This window comes from Cereibacter azotoformans, assembly GCF_021391315.1.
Taxonomy (GTDB): domain Bacteria; phylum Pseudomonadota; class Alphaproteobacteria; order Rhodobacterales; family Rhodobacteraceae; genus Cereibacter_A; species Cereibacter_A azotoformans.
Window position 1 is genome coordinate 1,614,345 of sequence record NZ_CP090021.1, and the last position, 14,749, is coordinate 1,629,093.

13 protein-coding genes and 1 pseudogene are annotated in these 14,749 nt (G+C 67.9%); 6 read left to right on the plus strand and 8 right to left on the minus strand.

Going from position 1 to position 14,749, the window contains the following annotated elements:
* Positions 1–123: 123 nt before the first annotated feature.
* From istA to LV780_RS08055, 4 genes are all read left to right on the plus strand, one after another.
* The gene (istA, locus tag LV780_RS08040; protein ID WP_117344985.1) at positions 124–945 is read left to right on the plus strand and encodes an IS21 family transposase; all 822 of its coding nucleotides are present in this window, start codon (positions 124–126) and stop codon (positions 943–945) included.
* Positions 942–1,154 carry a P-loop NTPase family protein gene (locus LV780_RS08045; RefSeq protein ID WP_108222817.1) on the plus strand — a complete coding sequence of 71 codons (213 nt, stop codon included), beginning with the start codon at positions 942–944 and terminating at the stop codon, positions 1,152–1,154. Before istA ends, LV780_RS08045 begins: the two co-directional genes overlap by 4 nt.
* Positions 1,133–1,303: an ATP-binding protein gene (locus tag LV780_RS08050; RefSeq protein ID WP_233863753.1), complete on the plus strand. Its 171-nt coding sequence runs from the start codon at positions 1,133–1,135 to the stop codon at positions 1,301–1,303. The genes LV780_RS08045 and LV780_RS08050 overlap by 22 nt, the downstream gene beginning before the upstream one ends.
* 311 nt (positions 1,304–1,614) lie before the next feature.
* Positions 1,615–1,827 carry a hypothetical protein gene (locus LV780_RS08055; RefSeq protein WP_117344987.1) on the plus strand — a complete coding sequence of 71 codons (213 nt, stop codon included), beginning with the start codon at positions 1,615–1,617 and terminating at the stop codon, positions 1,825–1,827.
* A gap of 627 nt (positions 1,828–2,454) precedes the next feature.
* Here the strand turns inward: LV780_RS08055 and LV780_RS08060 are convergent.
* From LV780_RS08060 to LV780_RS08085, 5 genes and pseudogenes are all read right to left on the minus strand, one after another.
* Positions 2,455–3,375: pseudogene (locus tag LV780_RS08060) on the minus strand (IS3 family transposase); the annotation flags it as partial.
* A 287-nt stretch (positions 3,376–3,662) separates the two neighbouring features.
* On the minus strand, positions 3,663–4,253 hold the full coding sequence (locus LV780_RS08065; RefSeq protein ID WP_233863755.1) for a lysozyme inhibitor LprI family protein: 591 nt from the start codon (positions 4,251–4,253) through the stop codon (positions 3,663–3,665).
* A 1,355-nt stretch (positions 4,254–5,608) separates the two neighbouring features.
* Positions 5,609–6,109 carry a lysozyme inhibitor LprI family protein gene (locus LV780_RS08075; RefSeq protein WP_108220575.1) on the minus strand — a complete coding sequence of 167 codons (501 nt, stop codon included), beginning with the start codon at positions 6,107–6,109 and terminating at the stop codon, positions 5,609–5,611.
* 160 nt (positions 6,110–6,269) lie between these two features.
* Complete coding sequence (locus LV780_RS08080) at positions 6,270–6,911, minus strand: trimeric intracellular cation channel family protein (protein WP_011908855.1); 642 nt, start codon at positions 6,909–6,911, stop codon at positions 6,270–6,272.
* A gap of 176 nt (positions 6,912–7,087) precedes the next feature.
* Positions 7,088–7,777: a VPLPA-CTERM sorting domain-containing protein gene (locus LV780_RS08085; RefSeq protein ID WP_233863760.1), complete on the minus strand. Its 690-nt coding sequence runs from the start codon at positions 7,775–7,777 to the stop codon at positions 7,088–7,090.
* A gap of 193 nt (positions 7,778–7,970) precedes the next feature.
* Between LV780_RS08085 and LV780_RS08090 the strand changes: the two genes are divergently transcribed.
* Together LV780_RS08090 and LV780_RS08095 are read left to right on the plus strand one after the other, a co-directional pair.
* Complete coding sequence (locus LV780_RS08090; RefSeq protein WP_101341025.1) at positions 7,971–8,630, plus strand: Crp/Fnr family transcriptional regulator; 660 nt, start codon at positions 7,971–7,973, stop codon at positions 8,628–8,630.
* A 95-nt stretch (positions 8,631–8,725) separates the two neighbouring features.
* Positions 8,726–8,929, plus strand: a complete 204-nt coding sequence (locus tag LV780_RS08095) for a YgaP family membrane protein (protein WP_108220574.1) — start codon at positions 8,726–8,728, stop codon at positions 8,927–8,929.
* A gap of 151 nt (positions 8,930–9,080) precedes the next feature.
* Here the strand turns inward: LV780_RS08095 and uvrA are convergent, their stop codons facing one another.
* The 3 genes from uvrA to lpdA all read right to left on the minus strand — a co-directional run bounded on the left by uvrA (position 9,081) and on the right by lpdA (position 14,702).
* Entirely contained in the window at positions 9,081–11,939 is a 2,859-nt protein-coding gene (gene uvrA, locus LV780_RS08100) for an excinuclease ABC subunit UvrA (protein ID WP_011908858.1), read from the minus strand.
* A gap of 109 nt (positions 11,940–12,048) precedes the next feature.
* On the minus strand, positions 12,049–13,215 hold the full coding sequence (locus tag LV780_RS08105; RefSeq protein WP_108220573.1) for an MFS transporter: 1,167 nt from the start codon (positions 13,213–13,215) through the stop codon (positions 12,049–12,051).
* A 92-nt stretch (positions 13,216–13,307) separates the two neighbouring features.
* Positions 13,308–14,702 (minus strand): dihydrolipoyl dehydrogenase, encoded by a 1,395-nt coding sequence (gene lpdA / locus LV780_RS08110; RefSeq protein ID WP_108220572.1) that lies wholly within the window; start codon positions 14,700–14,702, stop codon positions 13,308–13,310.
* Positions 14,703–14,749: the final 47 nt, after the last annotated feature.

Below are 14,749 nucleotides of genomic sequence, written 5' to 3' on the forward strand. Positions count from 1 at the left end.
CGAACCCCCGAGGAATTCGAAACCCTATTCGCCCGCAAGGCGGCTTAGTTTGGACAGCCCCCGTGGTCCAGCCCGCGGGGTTCACTCCAGTCGAAGCTGGACCCGTTCAAGCCTTATCTGAAGATGCGGATTGCGGAGGCGGCCCCGCGGCGGCTGCCGGCGACGGTGTATCTGCGCGAGCTTCGCGAACGCGGCTATGAGGGCGGGATCCGGATCCTGAAGGACTGGCTGGCGGAGCAGCATCCGGCCGTTCCCGCGCCGCCGATCGTGCAGTTCGAGACCCCGCCCGGGCGGCAGGCGCAGGCGGACTGGACGGCGATCCGGCGCGGCCGGAACAAGTTGTCGGCCTCCCATGTCGGCACGCTGGGCTTCAGTCGGCTGTCGTTCGTCTGGTTCGCCGACAACGAAAGGTTCGACACGCTGATCGAGGCGCACGAGCGGTTCTTCGACGCGCTCGGCGGGGTGCCGCACACGATCCTCTACGACAACATGAAGACGGTGCTGATCGACCGCGACGCCTATGGCCCCGGCCAGCACCGGTTCAACGAAGGTTTCCGGGACTTCGCCAAGCACCACGGCTTCGGCCCGCGGATGTGCGCCCCGTATCGGGCGCAGACGAAAGGCAAGGTCGAGCGGTTCAACCGCTATCTCAAGGAGAGCTTTGTCTGGCCGCTGGAGAGCAGGCTGACGGGCCAAGGGCTGATCCTTGACGCCGCGACGGCCAACGCGCGTGTCGGCGCGTGGCTGCGCGACGTGGCCAACCTGCGCATCCATGCCGAGACGAAGGAACGCCCGGTCGACCGCTTCGACATGGAGAAGGCGCAGCTCCTGCCCCGCGGTCCGGCCTGGACCGGCATTGCACCCACGGTGCCCGCGATCCTGCACGACATCCATGTCGCCCAGCATGACCTGACGATCTATGACGCCATCGGGAGGCTGGCATGATGGACCTGGCCCATGATCGTCTCGTCCAGCTCTGCGAAGACCTGAAGCTTCACGGCGTCGCCGATGGCTACGCCGCCTTGGCCGCCGCGGCCGCAGAGCAAGGCCGGAGCTTTACCGATTACCTTGAGGCCGTCCTCCAGGCGGAGCGGGACTTCCGCCGGGCGCGGTCGCCGCGACGATGGTGCGCATGGCGGGCTTCCCGGCGGTGAAGACGCTGGAAAGCTACGACTTCAAGTTCGCCACATCGGCGCCGAAGCGCCAGATCGAGCAGCCGGTCGCGCTCGCCTTCGTCGCCCGCAAGGAGAACGTGGTGTTCCTCGGCCCGTCGGGCCTGGGCCAGTCGCAGGTATATCTATAGCGAGCCGGGTCCGATGCGACGGGGACGTCGCAGAAGCACACGGCTTCGCGGAGGTGATCGCGGATCGGACCCGGTTCCCGGCGCGCCGGGAACCGGGTCAAGGTGTCGCCGCGAACCAGGCCGGTTCCGGTCGAAGACCCTGAGAGATCCGCGGATCGTCTCGTGACCGTGACGTCATTGCCCGACCCGGCCGCGTCGACGGGGCAAGAGTAACACGATTGCGGCGTGGCTTCCCACGGGAAGCACGGCCACGGATGACATACCTGACTGTGCCTGCGGCGTGCGGTTCTTCACCAGCAAGGATCCTCACCATGATCAACAGAACCATCGGCATCGACCTCGCCATCCGGGGTGATCATGTCGCGCAGATCCACGATGACGGCCGACCGGTCGGTCGCCCCATCCGCTTCCGCCACGACACGGGCTCGCTTGATGCCTTCATGGCGCAGGCGACCACGGGGCTCCGAACCGGCGACACCGTCCTCGCCGTCATGGCCTCGCCGTCATGGAACCCACCGGGATGAGCTGGTTCCCCGTCGCGCACAGGCTTGCCGATAGCGGCATTGTGGTAACCCGCGTCAAGGGCAAGCGCGTCAGGGCGTTGCGCCGCTATCTCTCCGAACACGCCTAGACCGATCTCGCGGATGCGCATGCGCTGGCCGCCATTCCAGGCTTCGGGGGACCAGAGCTCGATCCGCTCACCCTCCCGGTGCCCAAGAGCCACGCCCTGCAGCGCCTCACCAGGCAGCGCGGCCGCTTCCAGGACGCGATCGCCGCATCCAGGCGCCGTCTTCCGGATCTGATCCGCCGGGCCTCCCCGGCACTCCGGCGAGTTCTGCCCGTTCCCTCGCGGATGGGGCGGCGCCTGCGCGGCTACCGCTGCGCCCCGGCGATCGGGCGCGCAGATCTCATCGACGACAAGCCTGGCCAGCGTCTCGACAAGAGGTTCAGTCCCGGTCTCGAGCGGCCGCGCGAGGATGTCGAGGGCGTGCGCGCGTCCCACGGCTGGCGCCCGCATCTTCAGCAGCCGCTCCTGCTGGAAAGGAATGTCGAGATGCGAGAAGCTGTGGTCGCGCTCTGGCCTGCTCATCGCCCGGGTGGGTCAGCTTTGCTTCGACCAAGTGGGCCAGGTTTGGGCCGGCGTTGACAGTGTTGCAGGAGGTGACCCGCCGGCCGATCCCGGCCCGGGTCTCGGACACCCGGTCTCGAAGGCGTGCCGGTGGATGCACTCGTATTTCAGCGACCGCTACAGGCGCTCGATGATGACATTGTCCATCCAGCGGCCGCGGCCGTCCACCGAGATCCTTACGGCGGCCTCCATCAGCATCCCCGTGAAGCGCGGGCTGGTGAACTGACAGCCCTGGTCGGTGTTGAAGATCTCCGGGCGGCCTTGCCGTCCGATGGCCTCCTCGAGGGCCTCGATGCAATAGTCGACCTCCATGGTGTTCGACAGGCGCCAGGCCAGGCCCCTTCGGATCGCCCAGTCCATGACCGCGACGAGGCAGAGGAAGCCCTTTCTCATCCGGAGTGAGGAGGATCAGAAAAGGGTCCGATGGACCGTTTTCCCGACGAACGGTGATGTCGGCCCACCCGACGTGGTTCGGCCGGGTGATGGTCAGGTCGCGGAGCAAGCAGGGCCAGATCTTGTGCTCGGAGTGGGGCACCGTCGTTTTCGGGCGCTGGCAGACCGCCGCCAGCCCCATCCTGGCCATCAGCCGCCGGATCCTCTTGCAGCCGACGACATGGCCCAGGCGGCGCAGATGGCGGGCCATCTGGCGGCTGCCGTACCAGGGCGTCTCGAGGAACTGCTCGTCGATCAGCCGCATCAGCTTCAGCGCACTCTCACCCTTCCGCGGACGACAATGGGCCGACCGGCCGATGCCGACGAGCTGGCACTGTCGGCCGATCGACAGCATGGCGTGTCGCGGATCGATCTGTCCCGCCTCCGGTCGACGCGTCACTCGTCCGGTGGCTTTGCGCAGGAAATCCCGCTCCACCACAAGCTGGCCGATCCTGGCATGGAGCCTGTCGATCTCGCTCTCCTTGTCGGCCGCGACAGCTTCGCCCTGCCCGAGATCGCCCGGAACCCTGGTTACCCCCGGTCGATGCTGAAGCCTGATCACTACCGTATCGGGCGATCAAGACCCGACCGCCGGCTTCCATGGGCACCCGGTCAGGGCCAGCCGATCTCGCTGCAGAAGACGTGACTTGCCTCCATCACGCCGTCCTGCTGCACATTGCCGGCGCCGACCGCACGCCGGGGCCTCGTCCTGCCGACCTGCCGCCTGACGGCAACAGGTCCGCGATCAGGGCGAGATGTGTCACGCCGCCTGCACCGCCCTTCTGGCCATACGCAGGATCAGCACGACCGCTCGCCGGCACCTCCGATAAACGGATCGGCGACCGGGCGCCGGGCTGAATAGGGCATGTGGAACTCGTCGATGGTTGCCCGGGCGCCGCAATAGGCTTCCTTGCAGGCGGCCGGCGTGTCGGTGCGCACGACGATGTCCGGGCCCTCGACCGTGACATGAAGCCGGCAGGCCCCGTCCACGGCGGTCCAGCCCGCTCCGATGCGCTGACCGGTCAGGATGGGCGTTCCGCAGGAGTGCATGCCGGAAAAGACCATGAAATCGAAGCGCAGCGAGCTTCCCACGAGTTGCATGCCCATCACCGCCCCCTCCGAGCAGTAAAGGCCGGTGAAGCCGTCCGACGGCGGCGCTGCCGCCTTGCCGCTCGCATGGAGGGCGGCAAGGCGGTTCTGCATCGCGGCGCTCAGACAGGTGCGGTCGCTGCCACAGCCATCGCGGGCGGCGAGCCAAGCCCGCTGCTCGGCCAGGAACTGATCGCGGACGGCTGGGGGCTGTCCGGCACGCGCAGCCCCGTAGGCCTCGGCGACATCGCGGTCGAGCGCGGCGAGAGCGGGATCGCTGCAGATGGCATGTTCCACCATCGTGCCGGCGCGCGAGCAGTCAAAACTGGCTTGCGCTGCGGCGGACGTTGCCGCGACTGTCAAAGAGAGAGAAAGCCAAAGGCGCATGGCAGCTCCTTTCCAACCCGCGAAACTCGATTCGCAGGGTAACCGCATCCGGCATCAAGGTCATCACGTGCCGGATCCTCGCCGCTCCTTTCGGACGAAGCCTGACACGTCGTCCGGCCTTGTCGCCTGCCAAGAACTGTCCTTACACTCTGGCAGCGCACGTACCGAATGCACGCAGATCAGGCACATGCCCCAAGGGAGCCCCTGATCGTGTCTCACGATGGCTAGCCTCCGAGGAGCTGGTGTAGTTTCATCGCCGCCGGCGGCATGATGCCGGGTGGCCATCGAGCTGCAGGATCGAGGTGGAGTTTGGCGACTTTAACCACGGACCTTACGGAAACGCCGATGAACATGGACCTGTCCGAGCTTCTGGGCCTGAACGGCATCTCGAAGAGCACCGTCTCGAAGCTCTGCAAGGAGCCGGACCCGGCGCATGAGCAGACCGACCCCATCCTGGAAGACCCGGAACCACCCCCATCACGCACGCCGTGGGATAAGTATGTTCAGGAAGAGTGTAGCCTTGGCCATCAGCCGATTTGTGCGACAGGGCCGCGGCCGGGGACAGGGGCGGTCCACCACATCGGATTTGCAAGCCGAAACACACAAAGCCGCCAGGAGGCCGCTCTGAGCTACCGCCTGGGCCACGGCCTTGCCCGGATGCTTACGCGGCTGCGCGCGGTCAGCGCCTGTGTTCGCGACGGCCTCCTACCCGCTACCAATCTGGGTCGCGCCGTACGGCGCGAACACGACGACCGCCGGCCCGCGCCACTCGCCTCGCGCATGCTTGACCTGCTGGTGGGCGTCACCATGATCCTGGTGGCCGCCGACCTGCTGAACCATGTACTGACGGTGCGGCCTGAGCCGGCCCCCGATCTTCCCGCCGGATCAGTGGCAGCAGCCGTCCTCGTCGTCATGATCATGCGGGGCCGCCGGGCGCAGCCGGCCCGCGGCCAGCGCCGCGGCCGCCTCGGCCGGATCGGTCTCGGCGGTCGCCACCGCCCGGAACCGCGCGCGGCCATGCGGCGCACGAAGCCCGCGCCCGCGCTGCCGGCGATCACCGCTTCCACCTCGTCGAGCGGATGCGGCCCCTCGCCCCGGAACTCGTGGATCGACAGCTCCTTGGGCAGGTCGAGGCGCCCCGCCTCACGGGCCGGCGCCCCCGTGGCCACCTCGAAGATCAGGAAGCGGCGGGTCTTGCCCGCGTGCGGCGTCACGGTACGGAAGTTCTGGCTGGCCACCGCAATACGCATCAGGAAACCTTTCAAGGATCAGCGGCGCTCGGCCGCCTCGTCAAGCAGAAGCGCCTGCTCCGCCGTCACCCGCAACATGCAGTCCGAGGCCTTGACCATGCGGTCGGGCCGGCCACGCAGCAGCATAGCCTCGAAGAAGCAGCGCCGCTCGGACCAGTCCCTCCAGGCCGCCTGGAACAGCGCCAGATCGTCGGTCAGCTTCGGCGCCCCCTGCGAGATCGAGCGGGCATGTTCCACGTCCAGCAGCGCCGCGCGGGTCTTCATCCGCGCATGGGCCTCCTCGAGCCGCAGCAGCCACCATTCGGTCTCGCCGTTGAGGCAGGTGGCGGCATCGACTTCGGTCGCGCCCCGGATCGCCGCCCGGCAAGCCTCGGCCGCACGCCCGATGCAGGCGGCGCGGTCCCCGGCGGTGCGGGCGGTCTCCAAGCAGGCCGCGACCGGCTCGGGCGAGAAAAGGATCTGCGCCCCGGCCGCCCCCGGAAGGGCGAGAGCAATCAGAAGGGCAAGAAGCGAACGCACAGGGACACCACCTTCGGGATTGGAGGCCCGCCGCGGATCGGGCGGACCTCCGTGTTGCGCAGGAATGGCACGCCGCTCCGACTTCGGGGCAGGCAGGCTCTTGAGAGCACGGCCGGGACGGCCGCGTCTGTGACCGGATCACACAGCCGGGCACACGCCCTCAGTCCCGCCCCTCGGGCGTCCGCCCCGGCCGCGCCCGGTAGCGCGGCAGCGAGAGCCCCCAGACGAGCCCCGCCGCGCGCAGCAGGAACGCCGCGCCGAACCCCGACCCCAGCGCCACCTCGCGCGGGGTGCCAAGAGCGCCGAGCGCCACGAAGGTCGCAGCCCCCAGAAGTGCCGCGGTGATGTAGATCTCGCGCCGCAGGATCACCGGGCTTTCCCCGCCCAGCAGGTCGCGCAGGATGCCGCCGAAGGTCGCGGTCGCCACCCCCATCGTCACCGCGATCACCGGCCCCGCCCCGGCTTCGAGCGCGCGCTCGGCCCCCGTCACGGCGAAGAGCGACAGTCCCACCGCGTCGAGCCACAGAAGGAAGCGATAGCGCGACTGCGGGATATGGGCGAAGAAGAAGGTCAGCACCGCAACGCCGAGGCAGACGAGCACATAGGCCGGCTCCTGCACCCAGAAGACCGGGGTGCGGCCCAGCACCAGATCGCGGATCGTGCCCCCGCCCACCCCGGTCACGAACCCGAGCAGCGCAAAGCCCGTGATGTCCATTTCCTTGCGCGAGGCGACAAGGGCGCCGGTCATGGCGAAGATGCCGAGGCCGAACCAGTCGAGCAGGATCGTGACGGTCTGGAACATCCATGCCTCCCGAAGAGGCCCCGTTGGTGCCGGAAGCCGTGGCTGAACGCAAGCGGCGCGGCCTTGCGGACGGGTCCATGGAGAAGGCTGCCAGCGGCCGGTGCACGGTCGCCGAGGGGCCGCGCATGTCAGAGGCCCGGCCGCGGGGGCCGAACCTCGAGATACCAGGTGGCGCCTCAGGCCGGCTTGCGCCGGCGCCTTAACACGGCAAGGCCGCCGAGGCCGGCCAGAAGCAGAAGGCCCGTAGCCGGCAGCGGAACCTCGGAAACCTCCAGTCGGCCGTAAAGGTCGGCGTGCGACAGGCCGTGCTTCTTGTCGACACTCCACGAACCGCTCAAGGCGCCATCCGTCAACGAGAACGCGGCCCAGTCAGGATTGTACATCGCCACGCCGGTCTTGAAGGCGAGGATCGCATTCGTCAGCGTGTAGCCCGTCGGCACGAGGATGCTCCAGAAACCGGAGGTTCCGCCAAGGCCGCTGACCGAGAGTATCACGCTGCCCGGAGCGTCCCTGTCGTCGGTCTTGTCCAACAAGTTCCCGCCCGGAAGGCTGACGTTGCCGGGACCGTAGGCCAGACAGCTGGCTGAACCGCTGTCTGTCCCGACCGTGAAATCCCGATCGGTGGTGATTGCCGTTCCCGGGCAGGAGACCACCGTCGCGGCCGAGACGCTTCCCGCGCCGGCCAGGAAGGCTGTCACGGCAACGGCGGGAAGCGCCCGTGCGAAATATCGTAGGAAGAACATCTGAAACCTCGGAATGATAACTAACTTATCTATAACACTTTTTCGGCAATCCTTCAACTTCATACCGCATTGCTGCCACATTCTGCCAATGGACGCAGCACGGCAGACCACCGGCCCATCCATCTGCTATCCTGACGCGCACAGTCCGGCATCGGGCGGCCTCTGCAGGTCTGGCCCCACGGTCGGACGGCCGCCGCCGCGCCAGCCGGACAGCTCACGGCGGACGTTCGAGTCGCGGGCTTGGGGTGACGCCGTGCTTGACCTCGCTCCCGCTTCGGTCTTCTTGACCATCACGACGATCCGAAAGGACAAGATGATGACATGGCTCGACCAGGCACCCGATCTCTCCGGTCTCCCGCAGGATTGCCGCAGCCGCCTCGAGGCCCTGCGCCCCGTCCGCCTGCCCCGCGGCACGTTGATGTTCCGGCCCGGCGATGCGGCGCAGGGCTTCGTCGTCGTCCTCGAGGGGCGGGTCGAGGTCTTCCTGACCGGCCCCACCGGCCGCGAGATCCTGCTCTATGCGGTCGAGCCGGGGCAAAGCTGCGTTCAGACCACGCTCGGCCTGATGGGCGGCGAGGATTACACCGGCGAGGCGATGGCCGCGACAGAGGTGAGCGCGGTGGTGATCCCGCGCCCGCTGTTCCTGCGCCTGATGGACGAGAGCGCCGCCTTCCGCGGCTTCGTGTTCACCGCCTTCGCCACGCGGATGCAGACCATGATGCATGTGCTGGAACGGGTGGCCTTCCAGCGCGTCGAAAGCCGGCTGGCCAGCACGCTCCTCGCCATGGCCGAGGCGAACGAGGTCACCGCGACTCAGGCCGATCTGGCCACCCGCATCGGCTCCGCCCGCGAGGTCGTCTCGCGGCGCCTCGACCAGTTCGCCCGGCGCGGCTGGGTGCGGACCGACCGCGGACGGGTGCGGCTCCTCGATCCTGGGGCCCTGCGCCGGATCGCAGCCGTGGATGGCGCGGGCTGAGGCTCGGTGATCAGGTCACAGACCGGGCCACGCACCTCGCCTAGGATGGCGCCATGCCCCGCAGACCGGGGTGGATCCATCGGAAAGGGTGACCCATGTTCAAGACCAATGTCGGCGGCATCGACCGCGTCCTTCGCATCCTTGTCGGCCTCGCGCTGCTCGCCGCCTTCTTCCTGCTGCCCGAGGCCGGCTACCGCATGTTCCTGCTCATCGGCATCGTGCCGCTGCTGACGGGCCTCTTCTCGACCTGCCCGCTCTACTCGATCCTCGGCATCAACACCTGCCCCGCCAGGAGCTGAGCCCTCCGGGCGCCGCGGCGGACCGTGGCGCCTGCCACTTTCTTCGCGGAACGCCCCACCACAGCGGATCCCGGCGAGACCGGCCGAGGGTCGATCCGCGGCAGCGCGGCGCGAGCGGGGCTCGATGCCCCCGAGCGCCGCTCCCCCGCCGCTATTCCGCCGCCAGCCGCTTCGGCTTCAGCATGTCGCGCAGGTAGCGCCCGGTGTGCGAGGCCTCGACCTTCGCCACCTCCTCCGGCGTACCTTCCGCCACCACCGTCCCGCCGCCATCGCCGCCCTCGGGACCGATGTCGATGATCCAGTCGGCGGTCTTCACCACGTCGAGATTATGCTCGATCACCACGACCGTGTTGCCCTGCTCGACCAGCTCGTGCAGCACCTCCAGCAGCTTCTTCACATCCTCGAAATGCAGCCCGGTCGTCGGCTCGTCGAGGATGTAGAGCGTGCGGCCCGTGGCCCGGCGGCTCAGCTCCTTCGACAGCTTCACCCGCTGCGCCTCGCCGCCCGAGAGCGTCGTCGCCTGCTGGCCCACCTTGATGTAGCCCAGCCCTACCCGCATCAGCGCGTCCATCTTCTCGCGGATCGAGGGCACCGCCTGGAAGAACTCCTGCGCATCCTCGACCGTCATCTCAAGAACGTCGGCGATACTCTTGCCCTTGAAGCGGATTTCCAGCGTCTCGCGGTTGTAGCGGTGGCCCTTGCAGGTCTCGCAGGTCACATAGACGTCGGGCAGGAAGTGCATCTCGATCTTGATGACACCGTCGCCCTGACAGGCCTCGCAGCGCCCCCCCTTGACGTTGAAGCTGAACCGACCCGGCTGGTAGCCGCGCGCCTTGGACTCGGGCAGGCCCGCGAACCAGTCGCGGATCGGGGTGAAGGCGCCGGTATAGGTCGCCGGGTTCGAGCGCGGCGTCCGTCCGATCGGCCGCTGGTCGATGTCGATCACCTTGTCGAGATGCTCGAACCCCTTGATCGTCTCGCAGGGCGCCGGCGTCTCGCGCGCCCCGTTCAGCCGCATCGCCGCGGTCTTGTAGAGCGTCTCGATGGTCAGCGTCGATTTCCCGCCCCCCGAGACGCCCGTCACGCAGACGAACCGGCCCAGCGGAAAGTCCACCGTCACGTCGCGCAGGTTGTTGCCGCTGGCCTTGACCACGGTGAGGGTCTTGCCGTTGCCCTTCCGCCGCTCGGCCGAAACGGGGATCGCGCGCGTGCCGGACAGATACTGGCCGGTGAGGCTCGCCGGATCGGCAGCGATCTCGGCCGGCGTGCCATGCGCCACCACCTGCCCACCGTGCACGCCTGCGCCGGGGCCGATGTCGAAGACATAATCCGCCTCGCGGATCGCATCCTCGTCATGCTCCACCACCAGCACCGAATTGCCCTGATCGCGCAGGTTCTTCAGCGTGGTCAGCAGCCGGTCGTTGTCGCGCTGGTGCAGCCCGATCGAGGGTTCGTCGAGCACATAGAGCACCCCGGTCAGCCCCGAGCCGATCTGGCTCGCCAGCCGGATCCGCTGGCTTTCCCCGCCCGACAGGGTGCCCGCGGCCCGGCTCATCGAGAGATAGTCGAGCCCGACATTGACAAGGAAACCAAGACGTTCTCGGATTTCCTTCAGGATTGCGCGGGCGATCTCGTTCTTCTGCGCGGTCAGGCTGCCCGGCACCGTTTCGACCCAGGCGAAGGCCTCCTTGATCGACATCTGCACCACCTGCCCGATGTGCAGGCCGCCGATCTTCACCGCCAGCGCCTCGGGCTTCAGCCGGTAGCCGCCGCAGGCATGGCAGGGGCGGTTGTTCTGGTAGCGCTCGAACTCTTCGCGCACCCAGGCCGAGTCGGTCTCGCGGTAGCGTCGCTCCATGTTGGGGATCACGCCCTCGAAGCTGCGGCTGACCTGATAGATCCGCCCGCCCTCGTCATAGCGGAAGGTGATCTCCTCCTCGCCCGACCCGCGCAGGAAGACCTCCCGCACCTTGTCGGGCAGGTCCTTCCATTTCTTCTTCGGATCGAAGCCGTAGTGCCGCGCCAGCGCCTCGACGGTCTGGGTGTAATAGGGCGACTTCGACTTGGCCCAGGGTGCAATGGCGCCCTGCTTCAGCGTCAGCCCCTGATCGGGCACCACGAGGCGCTCGTCGAAGAACAGCTCCACCCCCAGCCCGTCGCAGTCCGGGCAGGCGCCGAAGGGCGCGTTGAAGGAAAACAGCCGCGGCTCGATCTCGGGGATGGTGAAGCCCGAGACCGGGCAGGCGAACTTCTCGGAAAAGGTCGTGCGCACGGGCTCGCCCTCGGCGGGGGCGCTCTCGAAGATCGCGATCCCGTCGGCGAGGTTCAGCGCGGTGCGGAAGCTGTCGGCCAGCCGCGTCTCGATCCCCTCGCGCACCACGATCCGGTCCACCACCACGTCGATGTCGTGGCGGAACTTCTTGTCCAGCACCGGCGGCTCTTCCAGTTCGTGGAAGGTGCCGTTCACCTTCACCCGCTGGAAGCCCTGCTTGCGAAGCTCGAGAAATTCCTTCTTGTACTCGCCCTTGCGGTCCCGGACGATGGGCGCGAGCAGGTAGCCGCGCGTGCCCTCGGGCATCGCCATCACCGCATCCACCATGTCCTGCACCTGCTGCGCCGCGATGGGCAGGCCGGTGGCGGGCGAATAGGGTGTGCCGACCCGCGCCCAGAGAAGGCGCATGTAGTCGTAGATCTCGGTCACGGTCCCCACGGTCGAGCGCGGGTTCTTCGACGTGGTCTTCTGCTCGATCGAGATCGCCGGCGACAGGCCCGAGATATGGTCCACGTCCGGTTTGCCCATCATGTCGAGGAACTGCCGCGCATAGGCCGAGAGGCTCTCGACATAGCGGCGCTGGCCCTCGGCGTAGATCGTGTCGAAGGCGAGGCTCGACTTGCCCGAACCCGAGAGGCCGGTGATCACCACCAGCTGATCCCGCGGGATGTCGATGTCGATGCCCTTGAGATTGTGCTCGCGCGCACCGCGCACCGAGATGAACTTCTGTTCGGCCATCGCCCAGGTCCCCGACTGTCCAGAACGGCGGATATAGCGGACGAAGCCCGAGTCTCCAACCGCCAGTCGTGAACATAATATGAACTTTTGCTCGATGGCAGGGATTATTTCACGCGGTCGCCCTGCGGCGGGCGGAAAGCCACTGATGAAGCAGGATGCCGGCGAGGCATGGCAGCAGCACGAAAAGGATCAGCCCCCGCGGGCCCTGCCCGGCCATCAGCGCGGCGAGAAGCGGCGTTCCGCTCGTGGTGCCGAGGTTGCCAAGCTGCGCCACCGCCCCGGCCGCGCGGGCACGATCCTCGCCCGTCGGGTTGAGCTGCGGGATGGCCGCGAACGAGGCGCCCTGCACCAGCCCGAGCGCCGCCGCCAGCGCCAGCGCCGCAGCCTGCATCGGCAGATCCTGCCCCCACCCGGCCCAGAGGCCGAGGACGGCGAGGATCGCCAGGCCGAACCCGCCCTGCACCATCGTGACGGCCGACAGGTGCCCGAGCATCCAGACCCCCAGCGTCAGCGACAGCAGGATCGAAGCCAGCGGCATGGCCGAGGCGAGGAACGCCGGATGGTCCGTCTCGGGCGGCAGCAGGGTCAGCAGCGCGACATAGACCAGCGTGTAGCAGAAGAAGCCGATGGCCGGAGCCGCGACACGGGCCGAGGCATAGATCTCGACATGCTGCCGCAACAGCGGCGCCGGCGCCCGCGCGGCGCCACGGTCCTTCGGATCGGCGGGCAACACGGCCAGGACCAGCATCGCGCAGCCCGCCATATAGAGCGCGTGGACCAGAAACAGCGGCGGGATGCCCCAGGCCGCCACCAGCGGCCGCCCGATCCATGCCGTGAAGGCAAAGGCGACCGCGAAGAACGAAGACCAGAGCGTCATGGCAAAGCCCTGCCGCGACGGCGGCGCGATCTGCGCGATGAGGACGGGCGCGGCCACCACGATGGCGAGATGGCTCACCCCTTCCAGCGCCCGCAGGACCAGCATCTGGGGCAGGGCCGGCAGCATCGCCTCGGCCAGAGACAGGACCGCTCCCGCCACCAGCGCCGTCACCAGCACCCGCCGATAGCCGAGCCGGGCCACAAGCAATCCGGCGGTGGTGCCGAAGATCAGACCGGCAAAGCCCACGACCGACACGACAAGCCCCAGCGTGACCTCCGACGCCCCGCCATAGAGGTCCGAGATCGGCCCGAAGATCACGCCCACCTTGGAAAATTGCGCGGCCGCGCCCAGTCCGGCGAACCAGAGCACGAAGACCTGAACCATGGGCGAGCGGATCATGCGCCCTTCTACTCCGCCGCCTGCGCCGAGGCCAGAGCGTGCCCGCCCAATCGGCGAGCGCCGTCACGGCCGCCTGCTCAGGGGGTCCGGTGTCAGAAGTGGATGGCGCGGCCGTAGGCGTCGAGGACCGACTCGTGCATCATCTCGGACAGCGTCGGATGCGGGAAGACGGTCTCCATCAGCTCCGCCTCGGTCGTCTCCAGCGTGCGGCCGACAACATAGCCCTGGATGAGTTCCGTCACCTCGGCACCGACCATGTGAGCGCCCAGAAGCTCGCCGGTCTTCGCGTCGAAGACGGTCTTGACGAAGCCCTCGGCCTCGCCGAGCGCGATGGCCTTGCCGTTGCCGATGAAGGGGAAGCGGCCGACCTTGACCTCGTAGCCCTTTTCCTTCGCCCTGGCCTCGGTCAGCCCGACGCTCGCCACCTGCGGCTGGCAATAGGTGCAGCCCGCGATCGAGCCCGGCTTGATCGGATGCGGATGGCCGCCGGCGATCAACTCGGCCACCATCACCCCCTCGTGGCTGGCCTTGTGCGCCAGCCAGGGCGCCCCGGCGACGTCGCCGATGGCGAAAAGCCCCTCGACGCCGGTGCGGCAGAACGCGTCGGTCACCACATGGCTGCGGTCGATCTTCACGCCCGCGTCTTCCAGCCCCAGCCCCTCGACATTGCCGACGATCCCCACGGCCGAGATCACCGTGTCGAACTCCATCGTCTCGGTCCTGCCGCCGGTCTCGACATGCGCCGTGACCTTGCCGCCCGCACGATCCAGTTTCTTCACAGTGGCTTGCTCGAGGATCTTCATCCCCTGCTTGAGGAACTGCTTCTTCGCAAAGGCGGACACTTCGGCATCCTCGACCGGCAGGATGCGCTCCATCACCTCGACCACCGTCGTGTCGGCGCCCAGCGTGTTGAAGAAGCTGGCAAATTCGATCCCGATGGCGCCCGAGCCGATCACCAGCAGCTTCTTCGGCATCCGCCTGGGCTGCAGCGCGTGGCGGTAGGTCCAGACCAGATCGCCATCGGCCTCGAGCCCCGGCAACTCGCGCGCCCGCGCACCGGTGGCCACCACGATGGCCCTGGCCTCAAGCTCTTCGGCCCCCTTATCGGAGGTCACCGAAACGCGGCCCGGACCGGCCAGTTTCGCCTCACCCATCACGACCGTGACCTTGTTCTTCTTCATCAGATGCGCCACGCCCGATGAAAGCTGCCTGGCCACCCCCCGCGAACGCTTCACGACGGCATCGAGGTCATAGCCGATCCCGTTGGCCTTCAGCCCGAACTCCTTCGCGCGGTGCATCAGGTGAAAGACCTCGGCCGAGCGCAGCAGCGCCTTGGTCGGGATGCAGCCCCAGTTCAGACAGATCCCGCCGAGGTTCTCGCGCTCGACGATGGCGACGTTCAGGCCCAGCTGAGCCGCCCGGATCGCGCAGACATACCCGCCGGGGCCGGCGCCGATCACGATCATGTCGAAGCTTCTCGCGGCCATCCTCGCCTCCCTGAAAAAAGTAGTTTGGCCTTAAACCATTTCCCGCC

Coding starts and splice junctions, on each gene's coding strand:
- uvrA (WP_011908858.1), bottom strand. CDS start 11,939: ATGGCCGAACAGAAGTTCATCTCGGTGCGCGGTGCGCGCGAGCACAAT.
- lpdA (WP_108220572.1), bottom strand. CDS start 14,702: ATGGCCGCGAGAAGCTTCGACATGATCGTGATCGGCGCCGGCCCCGGC.
- LV780_RS08055 (WP_117344987.1), top strand. CDS start 1,615: ATGATCAACAGAACCATCGGCATCGACCTCGCCATCCGGGGTGATCAT.
- LV780_RS08090 (WP_101341025.1), top strand. CDS start 7,971: ATGACATGGCTCGACCAGGCACCCGATCTCTCCGGTCTCCCGCAGGAT.
- istA (WP_117344985.1), top strand. CDS start 124: ATGCGGATTGCGGAGGCGGCCCCGCGGCGGCTGCCGGCGACGGTGTAT.
- LV780_RS08105 (WP_108220573.1), bottom strand. CDS start 13,215: ATGATCCGCTCGCCCATGGTTCAGGTCTTCGTGCTCTGGTTCGCCGGA.
- LV780_RS08065 (WP_233863755.1), bottom strand. CDS start 4,253: ATGGTGGAACATGCCATCTGCAGCGATCCCGCTCTCGCCGCGCTCGAC.
- LV780_RS08085 (WP_233863760.1), bottom strand. CDS start 7,777: ATGGATGGGCCGGTGGTCTGCCGTGCTGCGTCCATTGGCAGAATGTGG.
- LV780_RS08080 (WP_011908855.1), bottom strand. CDS start 6,911: ATGTTCCAGACCGTCACGATCCTGCTCGACTGGTTCGGCCTCGGCATC.
- LV780_RS08045 (WP_108222817.1), top strand. CDS start 942: ATGATGGACCTGGCCCATGATCGTCTCGTCCAGCTCTGCGAAGACCTG.
- LV780_RS08095 (WP_108220574.1), top strand. CDS start 8,726: ATGTTCAAGACCAATGTCGGCGGCATCGACCGCGTCCTTCGCATCCTT.
- LV780_RS08050 (WP_233863753.1), top strand. CDS start 1,133: ATGGCGGGCTTCCCGGCGGTGAAGACGCTGGAAAGCTACGACTTCAAG.